16 protein-coding genes are annotated in these 16,667 nt (G+C 65.2%); 1 reads left to right on the top strand and 15 read right to left on the bottom strand.

Annotated elements, in window-relative coordinates:
• Positions 1-54: 54 nt before the first annotated feature.
• The 9 genes from mnhG to rnk all read right to left on the bottom strand — a co-directional run bounded on the left by mnhG (position 55) and on the right by rnk (position 10,628).
• Positions 55-453 (bottom strand): monovalent cation/H(+) antiporter subunit G, encoded by a 399-nt coding sequence (mnhG, locus tag ToN1_RS20180; protein ID WP_169205183.1) that lies wholly within the window; start codon positions 451-453, stop codon positions 55-57.
• On the bottom strand, positions 450-734 hold the full coding sequence (locus tag ToN1_RS20175) for a K+/H+ antiporter subunit F (RefSeq protein ID WP_169205182.1): 285 nt from the start codon (positions 732-734) through the stop codon (positions 450-452). The genes mnhG and ToN1_RS20175 overlap by 4 nt, the downstream gene beginning before the upstream one ends.
• Positions 731-1,255: a Na+/H+ antiporter subunit E gene (locus ToN1_RS20170; protein ID WP_169205181.1), complete on the bottom strand. Its 525-nt coding sequence runs from the start codon at positions 1,253-1,255 to the stop codon at positions 731-733. Before ToN1_RS20170 ends, ToN1_RS20175 begins: the two co-directional genes overlap by 4 nt.
• Positions 1,252-2,886, bottom strand: coding sequence for a monovalent cation/H+ antiporter subunit D (locus ToN1_RS20165; RefSeq protein ID WP_169205180.1), 1,635 nt, complete (start codon positions 2,884-2,886; stop codon positions 1,252-1,254). Before ToN1_RS20165 ends, ToN1_RS20170 begins: the two co-directional genes overlap by 4 nt.
• Positions 2,883-3,224: a Na+/H+ antiporter subunit C gene (locus tag ToN1_RS20160; RefSeq protein ID WP_169205179.1), complete on the bottom strand. Its 342-nt coding sequence runs from the start codon at positions 3,222-3,224 to the stop codon at positions 2,883-2,885. Before ToN1_RS20160 ends, ToN1_RS20165 begins: the two co-directional genes overlap by 4 nt.
• Entirely contained in the window at positions 3,224-6,127 is a 2,904-nt protein-coding gene (locus ToN1_RS20155; RefSeq protein ID WP_169205178.1) for a monovalent cation/H+ antiporter subunit A, read from the bottom strand. Before ToN1_RS20155 ends, ToN1_RS20160 begins: the two co-directional genes overlap by 1 nt.
• Before the next feature lie 27 nt (positions 6,128-6,154).
• Positions 6,155-7,048, bottom strand: coding sequence for a universal stress protein (locus ToN1_RS20150; protein ID WP_210147874.1), 894 nt, complete (start codon positions 7,046-7,048; stop codon positions 6,155-6,157).
• Between the two features lie 28 nt (positions 7,049-7,076).
• Positions 7,077-9,803, bottom strand: a complete 2,727-nt coding sequence (locus ToN1_RS20145) for a cation-transporting P-type ATPase (protein WP_169205176.1) — start codon at positions 9,801-9,803, stop codon at positions 7,077-7,079.
• Positions 9,804-10,235: 432 nt separating this feature from the next.
• Positions 10,236-10,628: a nucleoside diphosphate kinase regulator gene (gene rnk / locus ToN1_RS20140; protein WP_169205175.1), complete on the bottom strand. Its 393-nt coding sequence runs from the start codon at positions 10,626-10,628 to the stop codon at positions 10,236-10,238.
• Between the two features lie 193 nt (positions 10,629-10,821).
• On the opposite strand from rnk, the gene ToN1_RS20135 reads away from it, so the two are divergent.
• The gene (locus ToN1_RS20135) at positions 10,822-10,968 is read left to right on the top strand and encodes a hypothetical protein (protein WP_210147873.1); all 147 of its coding nucleotides are present in this window, start codon (positions 10,822-10,824) and stop codon (positions 10,966-10,968) included.
• Positions 10,969-11,123: 155 nt separating this feature from the next.
• Here ToN1_RS20135 and ToN1_RS20130 read toward each other — a convergent pair whose 3' ends face one another.
• The 6 genes from ToN1_RS20130 to ToN1_RS20105 form a co-directional block, all read right to left on the bottom strand.
• On the bottom strand, positions 11,124-12,128 hold the full coding sequence (locus ToN1_RS20130; protein WP_244860838.1) for an arginine N-succinyltransferase: 1,005 nt from the start codon (positions 12,126-12,128) through the stop codon (positions 11,124-11,126).
• 49 nt (positions 12,129-12,177) lie between these two features.
• Entirely contained in the window at positions 12,178-13,191 is a 1,014-nt protein-coding gene (locus ToN1_RS20125) for an arginine N-succinyltransferase (RefSeq protein ID WP_169205173.1), read from the bottom strand.
• Positions 13,185-14,231 carry a GlxA family transcriptional regulator gene (locus ToN1_RS20120; RefSeq protein ID WP_169205172.1) on the bottom strand — a complete coding sequence of 349 codons (1,047 nt, stop codon included), beginning with the start codon at positions 14,229-14,231 and terminating at the stop codon, positions 13,185-13,187. The genes ToN1_RS20125 and ToN1_RS20120 overlap by 7 nt, the downstream gene beginning before the upstream one ends.
• Positions 14,232-14,277: 46 nt before the next feature.
• On the bottom strand, positions 14,278-15,060 hold the full coding sequence (locus ToN1_RS20115) for an ATP-binding cassette domain-containing protein (RefSeq protein WP_169205225.1): 783 nt from the start codon (positions 15,058-15,060) through the stop codon (positions 14,278-14,280).
• A gap of 110 nt (positions 15,061-15,170) precedes the next feature.
• Positions 15,171-15,908 (bottom strand): ABC transporter permease, encoded by a 738-nt coding sequence (locus ToN1_RS20110; RefSeq protein WP_169205171.1) that lies wholly within the window; start codon positions 15,906-15,908, stop codon positions 15,171-15,173.
• Positions 15,909-15,918: 10 nt separating this feature from the next.
• Positions 15,919-16,611, bottom strand: a complete 693-nt coding sequence (locus ToN1_RS20105; RefSeq protein ID WP_169205170.1) for an ABC transporter permease — start codon at positions 16,609-16,611, stop codon at positions 15,919-15,921.
• Positions 16,612-16,667 lie beyond the last annotated feature (56 nt).

The raw sequence follows: 16,667 nt of genomic DNA, 5'->3' as shown, positions 1-16,667 counted from the left end.
AGCCGAGGCATGGGGGTCGCCGGGCAAGCCGGAGACCGACGCCATACCCTGCGCTCATGAGCGACCTTCAGTCGGCCGCCCTCCCACATCCCGAGCGCGGCTGGGCGCTTCGGCATCAAGTTGCACCACGGGCGCGGCGCCGCTTTGCGGATCACGATAGACCGCGGCGCGCATGATGAGCATCGCGACCACCGGTGCGGTCATGAGGACGAACGCCGTGATCAAGAGTTCGTGGATAACCGGACGCGCCTGTGTGACGGTGAAATACACCATGGACGCGAGCAGGATGCAGCCGGCACCAAGCGTGATCGTGATCGCGGGACCATGAATGCGCTGATAGAAGGTCTTGAGCCGCAACAGGCCCAAGGTGCCGATGAGCGTGATGAGGCCGCCCAGCACGAGCAGGAAAGTGACGGTCACTGCGGCCCACCAGGGCAATCCGGCGCCATTCATTCGATCACCTCGCCGCGCATGAGGAACTTGGCTAATGCGATCGTCGAGACAAAGCCGAGGAGCGCAATTATCAGGGCGGCCTCAAAATAGACTTGGCTGCCGTATCGGATGCCGAGCATCAAGGCGAGCAGCATCGTGCACATCCACAAGGTATCGAGCGCGAGCACGCGGTCTTGCGCAGACGGGCCGATCAGCAGGCGCACGGTGCACAGCATCATGGCCAGCACGACACAGACGAGTGCGAAACCGATCGCCAGGAACACCAGGGTGCCGGGAGTCACGTACTTTCTCCTTGTCCGGTGCGGCGCGGTGCTTCGAACAATTCGATGATGGGCCGCTCGTAACGCGTCTTGATGGTCTCGATCCACCAACGCTCGTCGTGCAGATCAAACACGTGCAACAGCAATTCATGACGATCCGGCAGCAGATCGACCCATACCGTGCCCGGAGTGGTATTGATCAGGCAGGACAGCAGCGCCAGCCCGTGCGGGCTGCGCAGTTCAAGCGGCACACGGATGAATTGGGAATTCACACCTTCCGACCTTCGGAACAGGATGATCCCGCCGACGTTGAAGCATGAGCGCACGATCTCGATGCCTGACATTCCCAACAGCCGTAGCAGGGCCAGCGGTCGCGCGATATGCGCGTAGCCGTGCGGTTGCAGGGGGCGCGCCAGAATGGGGCCGACGATTGCGAGGATGCCGCCCAGCAGCCAGTGTGCCGCCTCCAGGCTCTGATTCAGCATCAGCCACGTCAGCAAAAGGCTGATCGACAGCATCGGCGACGGAATCCAGCGTCTCATCGTGCCCCCTCGGGAATCGGCACACGAACGACCGGCGAATGTCCAAGCACCCGTTCGCCGTAGTCATCGACACGCTTCAGTCCGTCTGCGGTTCGTTCCATATATTCGAACACGTTCCCGGCCAGCACCGTGAGCACGGCGCACAGCACGACCAAAGCCGTCACCGGCGCAGCCTCCGACGCGAGCAGACTGGGTGGTGTGCTTGCGCCCGAAGCCCAGAACGTGCGCACGCCCAGTCGCATCAACGCGATGATCGACGCCAGGCCCGCAATGATGAGCAGTGCGATCAACACCCAGACCGTGGGCGTCACGCCCGGCCGTCCGGGCGCCGGAGTTTCGAGCAAGGCGTGAATCAGGCTGAACTTGGCGATGAAGCCCGAGAGCGGCGGCATGCCGCTGATAACCAGCGCGCACGTTACGAAGCTCAGACCGAGGAACGCGAGCGCCCCCGGAATCACGACACCCACCGGGTCCTCCGGTTTGTCGTCGATCGCGAACGCCTCCATCGTCACGGCGAGGAGCGATGCGCCCGGCGGACGGATGCGCTCGGTGAGTTCGAGCAGCAGCATGAAGGCGGACATGGCCAGCGTCGCACTGACAAGATAGTACAAGCCTGCCGCGAGCACGGAGCCGCCGGATAGTCCGATCACGGCCAGCAGCGTGCCCGAGGACACGACCGCGCCGTATCCCGCCATGCGTGCGCCTTCCTGACTCGAGAGCAAGCCGATGGCACCGAACACGATCGTCGCCATTCCGCCCGCGGTCAGTGCTGCAAAACCGAAACCCGCGAGGGGGCCGGCCGCATCGCCGAACACCGCCAGCCATACCCGCAGCACCGCGTAGACGCCAACCTTCGTCATCACCACCAGCATCGCCGCAACGGGGGGACATGCCGAGGAATAGGTGCCTGGCAACCAGAAACCGAGGGGCCACATCGCCGCCTTGGTGAGGAAGGCCAGCGCCAGCACGCTCGCTCCGATCTGCAACAGATAGGCATCCTCCGGCCTCAGCATGGAAACGCGCTTTGCCAGGTCGGGGATGTTGAGCGTGCCGGAAGCCGCGTAGATCAATGCCACACCGATCAGGAACAACAGCGATGCGATCAGGTTGACGGCGATGTACTGCATGCCGGCTCGAATCCGGTTCAGATTGTAGCCGTGCAGCAGCAAGCCGTACGAGGCGGCCAGCATGACCTCGAAGAAGACGAACAGGTTGAACAGGTCGTTCGTCAGAAACGCGCCGTTCAATCCCATCAGCAGGAAGAGAAACAGCGAATGGAAGTGCACGCCGACGCGATCCCAGCGGCGTGCGGAAAAGACCAGTACGGCCAGGGCAATGGTCGCGGTCAGCACCAGCATCAGGGCGGCAAGGCGGTCGACCATCAGCGCAATCCCGAAGGGGGCGGCCCAGTTTGCGGCGAGATACACGCCGATCGCCTTCGGCCAATGACCGCCGTCGACCAGCGCCATCAGCGTCACGGCCAGAATCAACAGGAGGACGTTGACGGCTGCGGCGAGGCCGAGTTTGATATTGTGGTGCTTCTGATTCACCGGAATCAGCGCCGCGCCAGCGACAAGCGGCAGCAGGACGGGCAGCACGATCAGATGTTCCTGCCAGGGGAGCGCACTCATTCGCGGGGCTCCTCGCCATCGACGTGGTCACTGCCTGTCAGGCCGCGCGCTCCAATCATCATCACCAGATACAGCGCGGTCGTCGCAAAGCCGATCACGATGGCCGTCAGCACGAGGCCCTGCGGCAGCGGATCGGCAAACTGCGACGGATCGACCGGTGTCTGGGGGGTGATCGGCGGACGGTCTACCCACAGGCGCCCCATGCCGAAAATGAACAGGTTGACCGCGTAGGACATCAGCAGCAGCCCGGTGATCAGCTGGAACGTCCGTGGCCGCAGGATCAGCCAGATACCGGAACCGAAAGTCACCCCGACGGCGATGGCGAACACGATCTCCATCAGACGTTCCTCCGGCCGGCCGTGACGATGTCCTGCATCCCGTCGCCGGGATTCCGACGAGCGCGCAGGGACTGATGCGCGAGCGCAACCAGCATCAGCATCGTCGTACCCACGACGACCGCAAACACGCCAAAATCGAACACGAAGGCGCTCGGCAGATGGAGTTCGCCCAGCAGCGGCCAGTTGACGTGCGCCGTATGGGTTGTCAGGAAGGGGTGTCCGAATGCCCATGCCCCCAGGCCGGTCGCGCATGCCAGCAGCAACCCGAACCCGAGCCATCTGTGCGGCCGCAGCTGAATGCGATTCTCGACCCAAATTGCACCGGCCAGCATGTATTGCACCAAGATCGCCACCGCGAAGATCAGACCTGCAACGAAGCCGCCACCCGGCTGGTTGTGTCCGCGCATGAAGAAATACGCCGCGACGGCTCCAATGAAGGGCAACAGCATGCGCAGGTAGATGCCAGCCACGAGCAGGTAGCCGCGGTTTGCCTGTTCGGTCGGACTTTGCGTGCTTGCGGCATCGGCCGCATTCTTTTGCTGTGCGGGGACGTTCGTGCTGTCAGCAGCGGGACGGAAGCGCCGCAGCAGCGCGTACACCGTGAGTGCGACGACCGACAGCACGGTCACTTCGCCCAGCGTGTCGAAGCTGCGGAAATCGACCAACAGCACGTTCACGACGTTGCTGCCGCCACCTTCGCTCAAGGCGCGCAGGAGGAAGAAATCCGCGATTGTCGCCGGCGCAGGATGCACCAGCACCGCGTAGGTCAGCAGCGCCATTGCAAGGCCGCCTGCAACCGCAACCATCATGTCGCGCGAGCGCCGCAGCCACACACTGCGCGGAATCGCGAGATGGAGCACCTTGGGCTCGATGCGCGGCGGCAACCAGCGCAGGCCGAGCAGGATCAGCACCGTCGTGACGGTTTCCACCATCAATTGCGTGAGCGCCAAGTCAGGTGCCGAGAGCCACAGGAATGTTGCCGCGGTGACGATGCCCGTTCCGCCGATGAGGATGAGGGCGGCCAGGCGGTGGTACTTCGCCATCCACGCTCCCGCCACGGCGCAGGCACAACCGATGACCCAGATGCCAGCGAAGAGCGGATCGGGATCGCGCAGCGGAATCTCGGTCCAGCCCTGCGGCGTGCCGACCAGCAACAGCGGAACGATCAGCAGCGCCAGCATCATCATCAACAGCTGGGGCTGCAGGCGCGTGGTGCCTAGATGCTGCAGCAGCCATTGAGCCGAGCGCGTCAGGAGCACCATGAACGTTTCGTAAGCCTGCGCTCCGCTCAAACGATGGATGAGCGGAACGTGCTCCCGCTGGCGCAGGTTGAAGTGACGGCGCAGAACGACGTACAGCGATATTCCCCCGCTGAGCGCAATCGCACTCATCAGCAGTGCGAGGTTGAAGCCATGCCAGGGCGCGAGGTCGTAGTCAGGCGCGCTCGAACCCAGCGTCGCCGTCACGGCCAAGTCAAGGATCGGACCGATGCTCACGCTCGGGATGACGCCGACCACGAGGCATACGACCACCAGCAGCTCCACCGGAAACCGCATCCAGCGTGGCGGCTCGTGGGGCTCGCGCGGGAATGGGGTCGCAGCCGTGCCGAAGAAAATCGAGATGAAACGCAGCGAGTACGCGACGCTGAACATGCCCATTGCCACGGCGGCGACGGACATCCACCAGTTTTCGTCCCCGCCCACCAGCGCGGTCTCCGCGAAGAACATCTCTTTCGACAGGAAGCCGTTGAGAAGGGGCACGCCCGCCATGGCGGCACTGGAGACGATGGCGAGCACCGCGGTCACCGGCAGCTGGCGACGCAATCCGCGCAGGACGCGCAGATCACGGGTGCCGGTTTCGTGGTCGATGATGCCGGCGGTCATGAACAACGAAGCCTTGAAGGTCGCATGATTGAGGATGTGGAAGATCGCCGCGACGATCGCCAGCGGCGTGCCGATGCCGATCAGGACGGTAATCAGCCCGAGGTGGCTGATCGTCGAATAGGCCAGCAGGCCCTTGAGATCGTGCTGGAAGATCGCGATGAAGGCCCCGATCAGCAGCGTGCATACTCCGGCGCCGCCGATGATCCAGTTCCATTCCGGCGTTCCGGCCAGCGCCGGCCACAACCGCACGAGCAGGAAGACGCCGGCCTTCACCATGGTCGCGGAATGGAGATACGAGGATACGGGCGTCGGGGCGGCCATCGCATGCGGCAGCCAGAAATGGAACGGGAACTGGGCGCTCTTGGTCAGCGCCCCCAGCGCGACCAGCACCAGCGCCACCCGGTACAACTCGTGCCCCCGGATGCGCTCCCCCGAATTCAGCACTTCATCGAGATCGTAGCTGCCGACGATGTGGCCCAACACGAGCACGCCGGCAAGCAGGCACAGCCCCCCCGTGGCCGTCACCGTGAATGCCATTCGCGCACCGCGTCTGGCGTCGGCACGGTGATGCCAGTATCCGATCAGCAGGAAGGAAGTCAGGCTGGTGAGTTCCCAGAACACCACCAGTTGTACCAGGTTGCCGGACAGGACCACGCCCAGCATCGACCCCATGAAGGCGAGCAGGAAGGAGAAGAAACGCGGCACCGGGTCCTTCGGCGACATGTAATAACGTGCGTACAGCACCACCATCAGACCGATGACGAGGACCAGCATGGTGAAGACCCATGCCAGGCCGTCCACGCGCAGCACGAGTTCGAGACCATGCGAGGGTAGCCAGGCGAACTCCTCGCGCAACACCTCGCCGGAAGAAACGGCAGGGTAAAGGAGACCGGCGACGAGCAGCCCGCAGGCCGTGATGACGAACGCCAACCACGCCTCGCGGTTGCGGGCGTTTTCGGGCATGAGTGCCGCCAACAGACTGCCGGCGAACGGAACGAGGATCAGTGAAGCAAGCAGCATCAAGTATGGCTGTCGGGCAAAAAAGGTTCAGGGAGCGCGCGCCGTTTGTGCGATCAGCATGTCACACGAGAGCCCCTCCAGCAGCCGTTCCGCGGTATTGCCAAGGATGAAGTTCATGATTCCGTCGCGCCGGTTGCGGCCGATCACGACGAGATCGACCCGGTTCTTGCGCACGTAACATCCGAGTGTCGACACCAAGGTACCGCATTCGACCACGGCATGGAGGTCGATGCCTGTCGGAAGCGGCGTCCCTTCGATGAAGGCCGCGCATTGTGCATACGCCGTCCGCAAGGCAGCTCCCACGCTCGCCGGATTGGTGCTGAAACCGGACATCGGTGGGGTGTAAGCATGATAAAGCGTCACGTCGCGGCCTGGGAAGAACGCAATCGCCGTGAGCAAGGCCTGGCGGGATGCGGCGGAAAAATCGGTGGCCACCACAATCCGTCTGTAGGGCCCGTGCGTCCGAGCGTGCACGACCAGCAAGGGTTGTCGCAGGCAGCGGGCCAGGCGCTCGTTGGTCGAGCCCAACAGGAGCTGTCCCAGGGTTTCCTGACGTGCGATTCCGGTGACCACCAGGTCTGCCTCGACGGCGCAGGCCGTTTCGCGGATTGCCGTCTCGGGGTCCCGTCCCCGCACGATCCGAACCCTCGCCGGCATCCCCGTGCCCGAAAGGTCGCGGGCAAGCTGCCGATGCGCCACATTCATCAACTCGTCGTCCGTCGCTCCACCGATCCAGGCAAGCGTCCGGTCCGGGTAAACCGACGGATCGACGACGTTCAGGGCGACGATCTCCGCATGCCACTCGCGGGCGAGTTGCGCCGAGCGGTCCAGTGCGCGGTCACAGCGCACACCGAGATCGGTCGCCAGGAGCAGGCGACCGGGAGGGGAATCGGGGGGATGAATCTTGCTGATGTCCGTCACGGTCACTTCTCCTCGGGCGGATGCCCATTCATGCATGGCTCAGGCGTGCAGCAAGGCCGCTGCGGCGAATGAAGAATTTCTCGAGCTCCGCCACGACAAACACGAGCAGGCCGGCTGCCACCACCTTGCTCCATTCCATCGGCGTGAGCGCAGTCGAATTGAAAATGCCGTGCATGAAGTCCGCGTGCGTGTAGGCAATCTGCAGCGGAATGCAGGCGGTGATCGCGAGGAGGACATGACGATTACTGGTCAGCCCCTTCCAGTTCGTGACAGGCGCAAAGATGAAGCGGCTGTTGAGCAGGTAGAACATTTCAGCCATCACGACGGCATCGACGGCCATCGTGCGCGCCGTCTCCACGCTCGTGCCCATGTCCAATTCCCATAGGAAGAGTCCGAGCGCACCGGTCATCATCAGCACGGAGACCATCAGCACCCGCCAGATGAAGAACCCCGACAGCAAGGCTTCGCCCGGCGGCCGCGGATGGCGATTCATGACGTCGCCCTCAGCCGGTTCGAAGGCGAGCGCCAGGCCCAGCGTCGAAGACGTGACCATGTTGATCCACAGCACCTGCGCGGGCGTCAGCGGCAGGGCCAGTTCGAACAGAATGGCCGCGATAACGACGAGCGCCTCACCGCCATTGGTGGGCAACATGAACAGGATGAATTTCTTCAGGTTGTCATAAACGGCGCGGCCTTCCCGAACGGCGGTCGCGATCGTCGCGAAGTTGTCGTCGGCAATCACCATGTCGGCGGCTTCCTTGGCCGCCTCGGTACCTTTGAGGCCCATCGCCACGCCGACATCGGCCCGCTTCAATGCGGGGGCGTCATTCACCCCGTCGCCGGTCATCGCGACCACCTGGCCGTCGTCCTGCAGCGCTTTCACCAGACGCAGCTTGTGCTCGGGGCTGGCCCGCGCGAATACATCCAACTCCATCGCCACCCGCCGCAACGCGGCGTCATCCATCACGGCCACCTCGGCCCCGGTGATGAATGGTTTGCCGACGCCGATGGCCAGTTGCGCACCGATTGCGCGGGCCGTCTCGCCGTGGTCACCCGTGATCATCTTCACGCGGATGCCGGCGCGGTGGCACTCGCCCACCGCGTCGATGGCTTCCTCGCGAGCCGGATCGATGATGCCGACCAGCGCGAGAAACACGTACCCGTGCTCCGCGTCGGCGAAACTCAGCGGACCCGCGACTGGAGCGCTGCGCTTGCACGCCAACGCGAGGAGCCGCAATCCCTGTGCCGCCGTGTCGGTTGCCATCCGGCGCCAGTAATCGATATCCAGCGGCCGCTCGCCATCGTGGTTCAGCTGGAATTCGCACATGTCGAGGATCCGCTCGGGTGCGCCTTTCACGAAGATCCACGGGTCGCCGTCCGGGTCAAGATGGGATGTCGCCATGAAACGATGCTGGGACTCGAACGGGATGGCGTCCGTCCGCGGCCATGCCGTGTCCCCGGCGTGCTGTGAAAATCCAGCCTTGCGTCCTGCCACAAGCAGTGCGCCTTCGGTCGGATCGCCTTCGACCCGCCACAGACCATCCTCTTCGCGCAATCGCGCATCGCTGCATAGCACGCCGGCGCGGATCGCAAGGGAAAGCGCGGGATAGTGCTCGACCTCGACGATACGATCGTCGATGCTGAAGTCCCCCGCGGGAGCGTAGCCGACGCCCCCCACATCGAACACGTGGCCGGCACAGACGAAGCGTTGCACCGTCATTTCGTTGCACGTCAGGGTACCCGTCTTGTCGGAGCAGATGACCGTTACCGAGCCAAGCGTTTCCACTGCCGGCAAGTGGCGAACGATGGCCTTGCGACGGGCCATGCGTTGCACTCCGAGCGCTAGGGTCACGGTCATGATCGCCGGCAAGCCCTCTGGAATGGCCGAGGCAGCGAGTGCGACGACCATCATGAACATTTCTGCGGGCGCGTGATCGCGCCACAGGGTGCCGAGCACGAAAGTCGCCGCTGACAGGCCGATGATCGTCAACGCCAGCACACGCCCAAACTCGTCGATCTGGCGCAGCAGGGGCGTGGACATCCTCCGGATGTCCGCGAGCATCTGATTGATCCTGCCCAGTTCCGTTTTGCTGCCCGTCGCCACCACGATGCCCATCGCCTGACCGTACACAACAAAGGTGCCCGAGTAGGCCATGCCGTAGCGGTCGCCCAGCGCGGCATCGACGCCTACGGGCTCCGTTCCCTTCTCGATCGGCAGGGATTCGCCCGTCAGCGCCGCCTCCTCGATGCGCAACTCCCGGACTGAAACCAGACGCAGATCCGCCGGAACACGGTCACCGGAGCTCAGGAACACGAGATCGCCCGGCACCAGACCGGCGGCATCGATCTCGCGCCGATGCCCCGCGCGGATCACCGTCGCATGCGGCGACAACATCGCGCGGATGGCGTCGAGCGCAGTCTCTGCCTTGCCCTCCTGGATAAAGCCGATGATCACGTTGATCAGCACCGCAACGAGCAGGACGCCGGTATCGATCCAGTGCCCGAGCGCCGCCGTGATGATGGCCGCGCCAAGCATCACGTACAGCAGGATGTTGTGGAACTGCATCAGCAGCCGCGCGAGCGGACCGCGCCTGGCCGGCGGAGCGAGCCGGTTCGAACCGTACTGCCCGAGTCGCCGCAGTGCTTCGTCATCGCTCAGGCCATCCGGCCCGGTCTGCAATATCTGTCCAACCTCGTCCCCGGACAGCGCATGCCATCCAGCGGACAGGACAGGATCAAGGTGACGCTCGCTCATCGATGGGCAGATTCCAGTTAATCGTAGGCAAGGGCCGCGGTTCGGCACCCCATCAGTTCACATCATCGAACAAAAACAGGGAATGAATTGCGAACTGATCGTCATGGACAAGCACAGGGACGGCATGCTCGACACATTTTCTGTCGGCAGCGTGACCGAACACTTCCTGTCCGACGCGGGGGCGATGTACCCGGCTCGGCGTGAGCAACCGTGCCCGACATCCGGGAATAGTCAGGAACAGGGAGCGCGCCGGGCCGGCCGGCGGGGCCACGCGCTCACCAGGCAAATCATCGACCGGGGGACTCGTGACGGGACCGCCGCGGGTATCGCGATTTTTTCCTGTGCGTCGCGACCTAGCGCTGCGTCCCGGACGGTGCGCCTAGCCTGCCCTCCGGGCCGGCGCACGACAGGGCTGGGGGCCCGCCGCGTCGTTCAATGCGGGTGATTCGCGCCTGCCCGACTCGTGCTGTCCGCCTGTTCAACTGCGATGACGGTCAAGCGGCGCTCCGTTCCATCCGGAAATTCCCAGTCGATCGCCTGACCTGCGGAGAGACCGATCAGCGCGGCACCGACCGGGGCCAGGATGGAGACCTTCCCCTGCTGAATGTCTGCCTCTTCGGGGAACACGATTGTCACTTCGCGATCGAGACCCGTTTTCTCGTCTCGGTAATGAACGTGCGCATTCATTGTGACGACATCCGTCCGGATTGATTCCACGGGAATCACAATTGCCCGCTCCAGTTCTGCACGCAGAGAGGGATGCGGTTGGATCGCCATCAGCCGCACAAAGTCGACCTCACTCACGATGATGTTACCCTCTTGCATGGCTTCCTCGTCTCAATTGGACAAAACGGCGCCTCCCGCCGATGGAGACTCCATGATAGGAGTCGGGGCGGAGTTCGATAAGCCGTGCAGAAGGCACAAGATTGTTTCCATAGCGGAAACAAATTAAAGGACTCTGCCGCAGGGTGGGACTCGGCCTTCCGGGCTTATCCTGCTCCATGAGCATTTTCGGCACGTGCCGGTCTTCATGTTCGGGCTGATCTGCGCGGACAGCATCCAGGACCGCATCCTCGCGCCGCAGGAACGCAAGACCACGCTCACCGCGTTCGGCGCGGAAGACCTCGCCGCGTCGCTGTCGCACGATCATCCCATCCACTGCTGACACGAGCATCATTGCATGGCCAAGGATCGCAGCCTCCTGGCCGGTGACGCGCTGCGCGATCAAAAATGGCGGGAACCGCATGGACCGACTGGCGCACCGGCTCGTTCACGTGGTCCTGTTGCGGCGGCGGCTCGAAACGCTCTTTGCGTCGCCCGTTATGCCGCACCCAGCACGCGCACCACGGAGCCGGACTCTGCCCCGAGCCGGCGCAGGGTGTCGGGCGACAGGCGCAGGCGCTCCTCGATGAGCACGCCATCCGCGGCGGACACGCGAAAGCCCGCGCCCTCGCCCGCCGCGATCCACCACGACCCCGCGCCTTGCGCCGGATCGATCTCCTCCGCCACCACCTCGCGACCGTTCGCGACGCCGTTCAGAGTGTGCGTGTGTGCCTCGAGCACCATGCCGGCGTCGAAGATGTCCACATGGTTCTCGAAGTGGAAACCGTCGCGTTCGAGCAGGCGTGCGAGCGCGGCGACTTCGGGGTGGATGCCGCCGACCGTGGCCTGCGCCGATTCGGGCAGCAGGCTCAGGTAGACCGGGTGCTTGGGCATCAGCTCGGCGATGAAGGCCTTGCGGCCTTGCGCGACGAGGCGTTCGGCACCGCGCTGGTCGACCTTGAAGAAGTGCCGGCCGACCGCTTCCCAGAACGGCGAGGTGTCGTCGGCACCGCGCACGCCGTGCATTTCGATGATGGTGCGCGGTGCGAACTCGGTGAGCCGGGTGGCGATGAAGAGCTGTGCGGCTTTCGTCAGCAGCGCCGCACCGCCCATGCCGCGCGCGTCGCGCCGCACGTACAGGCTGTGCAGCTCGCTGCAGCCGGTGAGGTCGTTGCACAGGTACAGGACGTCGTGGCAGCGCCAGGACTGCAGGCGCGAGCTGGAATGGACGATCCTGCCCAGGCGGTAGTCGTAGAACGGCTGATCGAGGCCGATGCTGCACACGAGCTGCACGCACCCGACGATCTCGCTGCTCGCGCAGTCCTCGAGCAGCAGCAGGTAGCCGCGCTCCGCATCGCTCGCCTCGCCGGCGAGGCTGCGCTCGACCCGCTCCAGCGTCGCGCGGCTCGCATCGGGCGATTCCGCGTGGCGCTCGAGGGCGCCGTCCGCCTCGATCACGAGCGCATGGAAGGCCGCGGCGTCGTCCGCACGCGCAACGCGCACGATGAAGCGGCCGGCGGAAGCGGAAGGCGCACGGGAAGGAGAATGCGCTTCAGGCCGTGACACAGCACACCTCGTCGTCGTCGATCAGTTCGAGCCGGCTCGCGGCATCCCCGGTCGTGGCAAGGCGGCCGTCGGGGCGCCGCAGTGCGGGCGCGAGCACGGCACGGAAGCGGCTGGCTTCGCCGTTCGCAAGCAGGCATTCGGGTTCGCTGCGCCCGATGGCGCCATCCACCGCGAGCGGGAGCTGTTGCGCGACGCGGATCGTGCGCGCCAGCGCGCGCTTGACGCAGAAAGTCGGACCGCCGTCGAACACGTCCACGTAGCGCTCGGCTTCGAAACCTTCATCGATCAGCAGGCCGTAGGTCGGCATGTAGCCGGCGCGGGTCTGGCCGAGGACGTTTTGCGCGCCCTCGGGCAGCAGGGGCACGTAGATGGGATGGTGCGGCATCAGCTCGGCCATGAAACTGCGGTCCTTGCCCAGCGCCAGCCGCTCGGCCTCGCGGTAGGAGACGCCGAAGAACTTGCTGCCGACGGCCGACCAGAACGGCGATTCGCCCTCGTCGTCGACCACGCCGGGCAGCGGCGCGATCAGGTCTTCGGCAAAGCGCCCGGGGTGCGCCGCAATGAATGCCAGCGCAGCCTGCACGAGCGCGCGCTCGACACGGGCGCGACGGCCATCTCGTGCGACCAGCGGCGGGCGCAGCAAGGTGAAGCCGGAGAGCTCGTGGCTGAGCGTCAGCGCATACATGCGGTGATTCACGCCCAGCTCGGGCGAGGCGTGGATGATGGTCTCGTTGCGGAAGGAATAGTCGGCCCCGGGGTAACCCGCAGCCGCAACGATGAGCATGGCCCCGACGATGACTTCGTGATTGCAGGCGACCAGCAGGTACTGCTCCTCGCCGGGAAAGTCGATGTCCGCGGCGAACGAATCCTCGCTCTGCGCGATCAGGCGTTCGAGTTGCCGCGGGTCGTTCGGCAGCGAAACGTCGGGCGCGCCGGCGCGCGCGGCGGTCTCGGCCAGCGTGTCCAGATCGGAATACTGGGCGGGTCGGATCGTCACCATGAGGGCTCCGTGGGGGGCGTGCCGGCCGCGCGGGAGTCCATTCCCTGGCTGCCGGTAAGCGTGGCGCGCGAGCGGTCCTCGCGCGGCGTGATGCCGAAATGGGCGCGGTAGGCGGTCGCGAAGTGCGAGCCGGACGAAAAACCGCAGGACAGGCCAATCTGCACGATGGACTGCTGCGTGCGCACGATGAGCTGGCGCGCGCGCTCGAGTCGCAGTTCCTGGTAATAGCGCGACGGCAGGATGTCGAGGTTCTGCTTGAACAGGCGCTCCAGCTGGCGGCGCGAGATGCCCACGCATTCGGCGATCTCGTCCGAGCCGAGCGGCTCCTCGAGGTTGGCTTCCATCACCAGCAGCGCCTCGGTGAGTTTTGGGGGATGCTGCGAGATACGGCTCTTCGCCGGCACCGCCTGCTTCTCGTGGCCGGGGCGGATGCGGTCCAGCCCCAGTTGGCGCGCGACGTCGTCGGCGAGGCGAGGCGAGAGTTGCTGGGCGATGACGCACAGCATCATGTCGAGCGTCGCCTGGCTGCTCGACGCGGTCAGGCGGTCGGCGTCGATCTCGTACAGGGTCGCGCACAGCACCAGCTCGGGGTGTCGCTCGCGGTAGAGCGTCATGTCCTCCCAGTGCACGGCGACTCGGCGGTTCTCGAGCAGGCCCGCCTCCGCGAGCCAGCCGGCCCCGCCGCGGTTGCCGCAGAAGGCGGCGCCGACGCGCGCGATGCGCTTCAGTTGCGAAACGATGTCCGCCGCATTGGTTCCGGGCTGGTGCAGGTCCGAGGCCACGACGAGGGCATCGCAGCGCACCAGTGACGAGATTGCGCCGCCCACCGACAGGCGTCCGCCGCCCGGCAGCGCGACCGGGGCGCCGTCGGCCGAGACGAGATGCACGGCGTAGTAGCGCTGCCCGCCCACCCGGTTGGCCTCGACGAAGGGGTCGACGATAGCGCCCAGGGTGCCGAGCGACACCGGCGGCAGCAGCAGCACGGTAATGTCGAGCGGCGGTGCGCCGCGCTCCACATCGACGGGCCGGTCCCAGCGCATGTTGGCCGCGCCCTGGCTGCGCCCGTCTGCCGACGCAAACGCGCGATTACTTCAGGTTGCCCGACAGGAACTGCTGCAGCCGCTCGCTCTGCGGGCGCACCAGCACTTCCTTCGGGTTGCCCTGCTCCTCCACGCGTCCGTGATGGACGAAGATCACGTGGTTGGAGACTTCGCGCGCAAAGCCCATCTCGTGCGTGACCACGAGCATGGTGCGCCCTTCCTCGGCGAGCGAGCGCATGACCTTCAGCACCTCGCCGACGAGCTCCGGGTCGAGCGCCGAAGTCGGTTCGTCGAACAGCAGCACGGAGGGTTCCATTGCCAGTGCGCGGGCGATGGCGACGCGCTGCTGCTGGCCGCCGGACATGTGCGCGGGATAGGCATCGCGGAATTTCCACACGCCCACGCGCTCGAGGTAGCGCTCGGCGCGCTCCAGCGCCTCGGCCCTGGGAATGCCCAGCACGTGGATGGGTGCCTCGATGACGTTTTCCAGCACCGTCATGTGGCTCCACAGGTTGAAGTGCTGGAACACCATCGAGAGCCGCGTGCGGATCAGCTGCAGCTGCTTCGGATCGGCGACGACAAGGTCGCCCTTGCGGTTGCGCGTCAGGCCCACTTCCTTGCCCCCGACCACGATGCGGCCCGAAGTGGGGTTTTCGAGGAAATTGATGCAGCGCAGCCAAGTGCTCTTGCCCGAGCCCGACGAACCGATGATGCTGATGACGTCGCCGGAACTCGCCGACAGCGACACGCCCTTCAACACCTCGTGGTTGCCGTAGGACTTGTGCAGATCCTCGACGCGAACCTGCTCGACGGTGGCCTTGTGGTTCATTGCGCTTCCTTGCGTGACGGCGGACGAGGCATGGTTGTGCGCTGCGTGCCGGTCATTGGAGTTGTACGGGTCATCGACGCTGATCCGCTCGAAAGTCGCGGCGTGGTTCATTATGCAGCCTCCGTGCGCTTCGTGGCCTTGCGGGGGGCGAGGTGCGCGAGCCAGCGCCCCTCGGCGTACTTGAACATGCCCACCAGCATGAAGGTGAGCACGAGGTAGATGAGACCGGCGAAAACGAAGGCCTCGAAGGGGGCGAAATGGCGCGAGTACACGTTGCGCGCGGCGCCCGTGATGTCGACCAATGTCACCGCGCTGGCGATCGCCGAGCCCTGCAGCATCAGGATCACCTCGTTGCTGTACGAGGGCAGCATACGGCGCAGCGCGGACGGCAGCACGATGCGCTGCAGTGCCTTGAAGCGGCTCATGCCCATCGCCTTGGCGGCCTCGATCTCGCCGTGGGGGGTGTTGCGCATCGCACCGGCGATGATCTCGATGGTGTAGGCGCACGTGTTGAGGCCGAAGGCGAGCAGCGCGCAGAAGAAGGGTTCGCGAAACAGCAGCCAGAAGGGATGGCCCGCCTGCCACGCGTCCTGCATCCACTGCCACTGGCCGGCGCCGTAGTAGATCAGCAGCAGCTGCACGAGCATGGGCGTGCCGCGGAAGAAGTAGGTGTAGGCCGCGACCGGGCCGCTCACCCAGCGGTTCTTCGACACGCGCGCCACGGCCAGCGGCACGGCGCCGGCGAAGCCGGCCAGCAGTGCGATGCCGGTGAGCTGCAGCGTCATCAGCAGGCCGCGCAAGAACTCCGGCAGGCTGGTGGTGATGACCTGGAAATCGAACAGTTCCATGATGGCTCCGTCAGACGTGGGCTTCGCGCACGCCGACGTTGTAGCGCGCAGTCAGGCGGTTGAGGACGTAGCCCGACACCGCGGTCATCGCGAGGTAGAGCGCACAGACGGCGAGGTAGAAGGTGAAGGGCTGGTGCGTCGAGCGACCCGCCTGGTCGGCGAGCGAGGTCATGTCCGAGAGGCCGATCATCGACACGATGGCGGTGCTCTTCAGCAGCACGAGCCAGTTGTTGCCGATGCCGGGCAGCGCAAAGCGCAACATCTGCGGAAACATGATCCGCCGGAACACCTGCCAGCCGCTCATGCCGTAGGCGCGCCCGGCCTCGAGCTGGCCCGCGGAAACGGAGAGGAAGGCGCCGCGGAAGGTTTCGGTGAAGTAGGCGCCGAAGATGAAGCCGATCGTCAGCACGCCGGCGACGAAGGGGTTGATCTCGATGAACTCCCACTCGAAGTAGTCGACGACCTCGTTGAGTAGCAGCTGGCCGCCGTAGAACACCAGCAGCATCATCACCAGGTCGGGCACGCCGCGCACGATCGTCGTGTAGAACATGGTCCACAGGCGCAGCGGCAGCAGGTTCGACAATTTGCACGCGGCCCCCAGCAGACCGCTGGCGACCGCCAGCATCAGCGACAGCAACGCCACCTTGAGGGTGATCCACGCGCCGCCGAGCAGGCTGGGGGAGTATTCGATCAGGGCATCCATCGGACACTGACTCCAGGGAAACGGGAAAAGAAAAAGCGCCGCTTGCGGGAGCAATC

Source organism: Aromatoleum petrolei (genome assembly GCF_017894385.1).
Lineage (GTDB): Bacteria > Pseudomonadota > Gammaproteobacteria > Burkholderiales > Rhodocyclaceae > Aromatoleum > Aromatoleum petrolei.
This window is presented reverse-complemented; position numbering and strand designations above follow the sequence as displayed.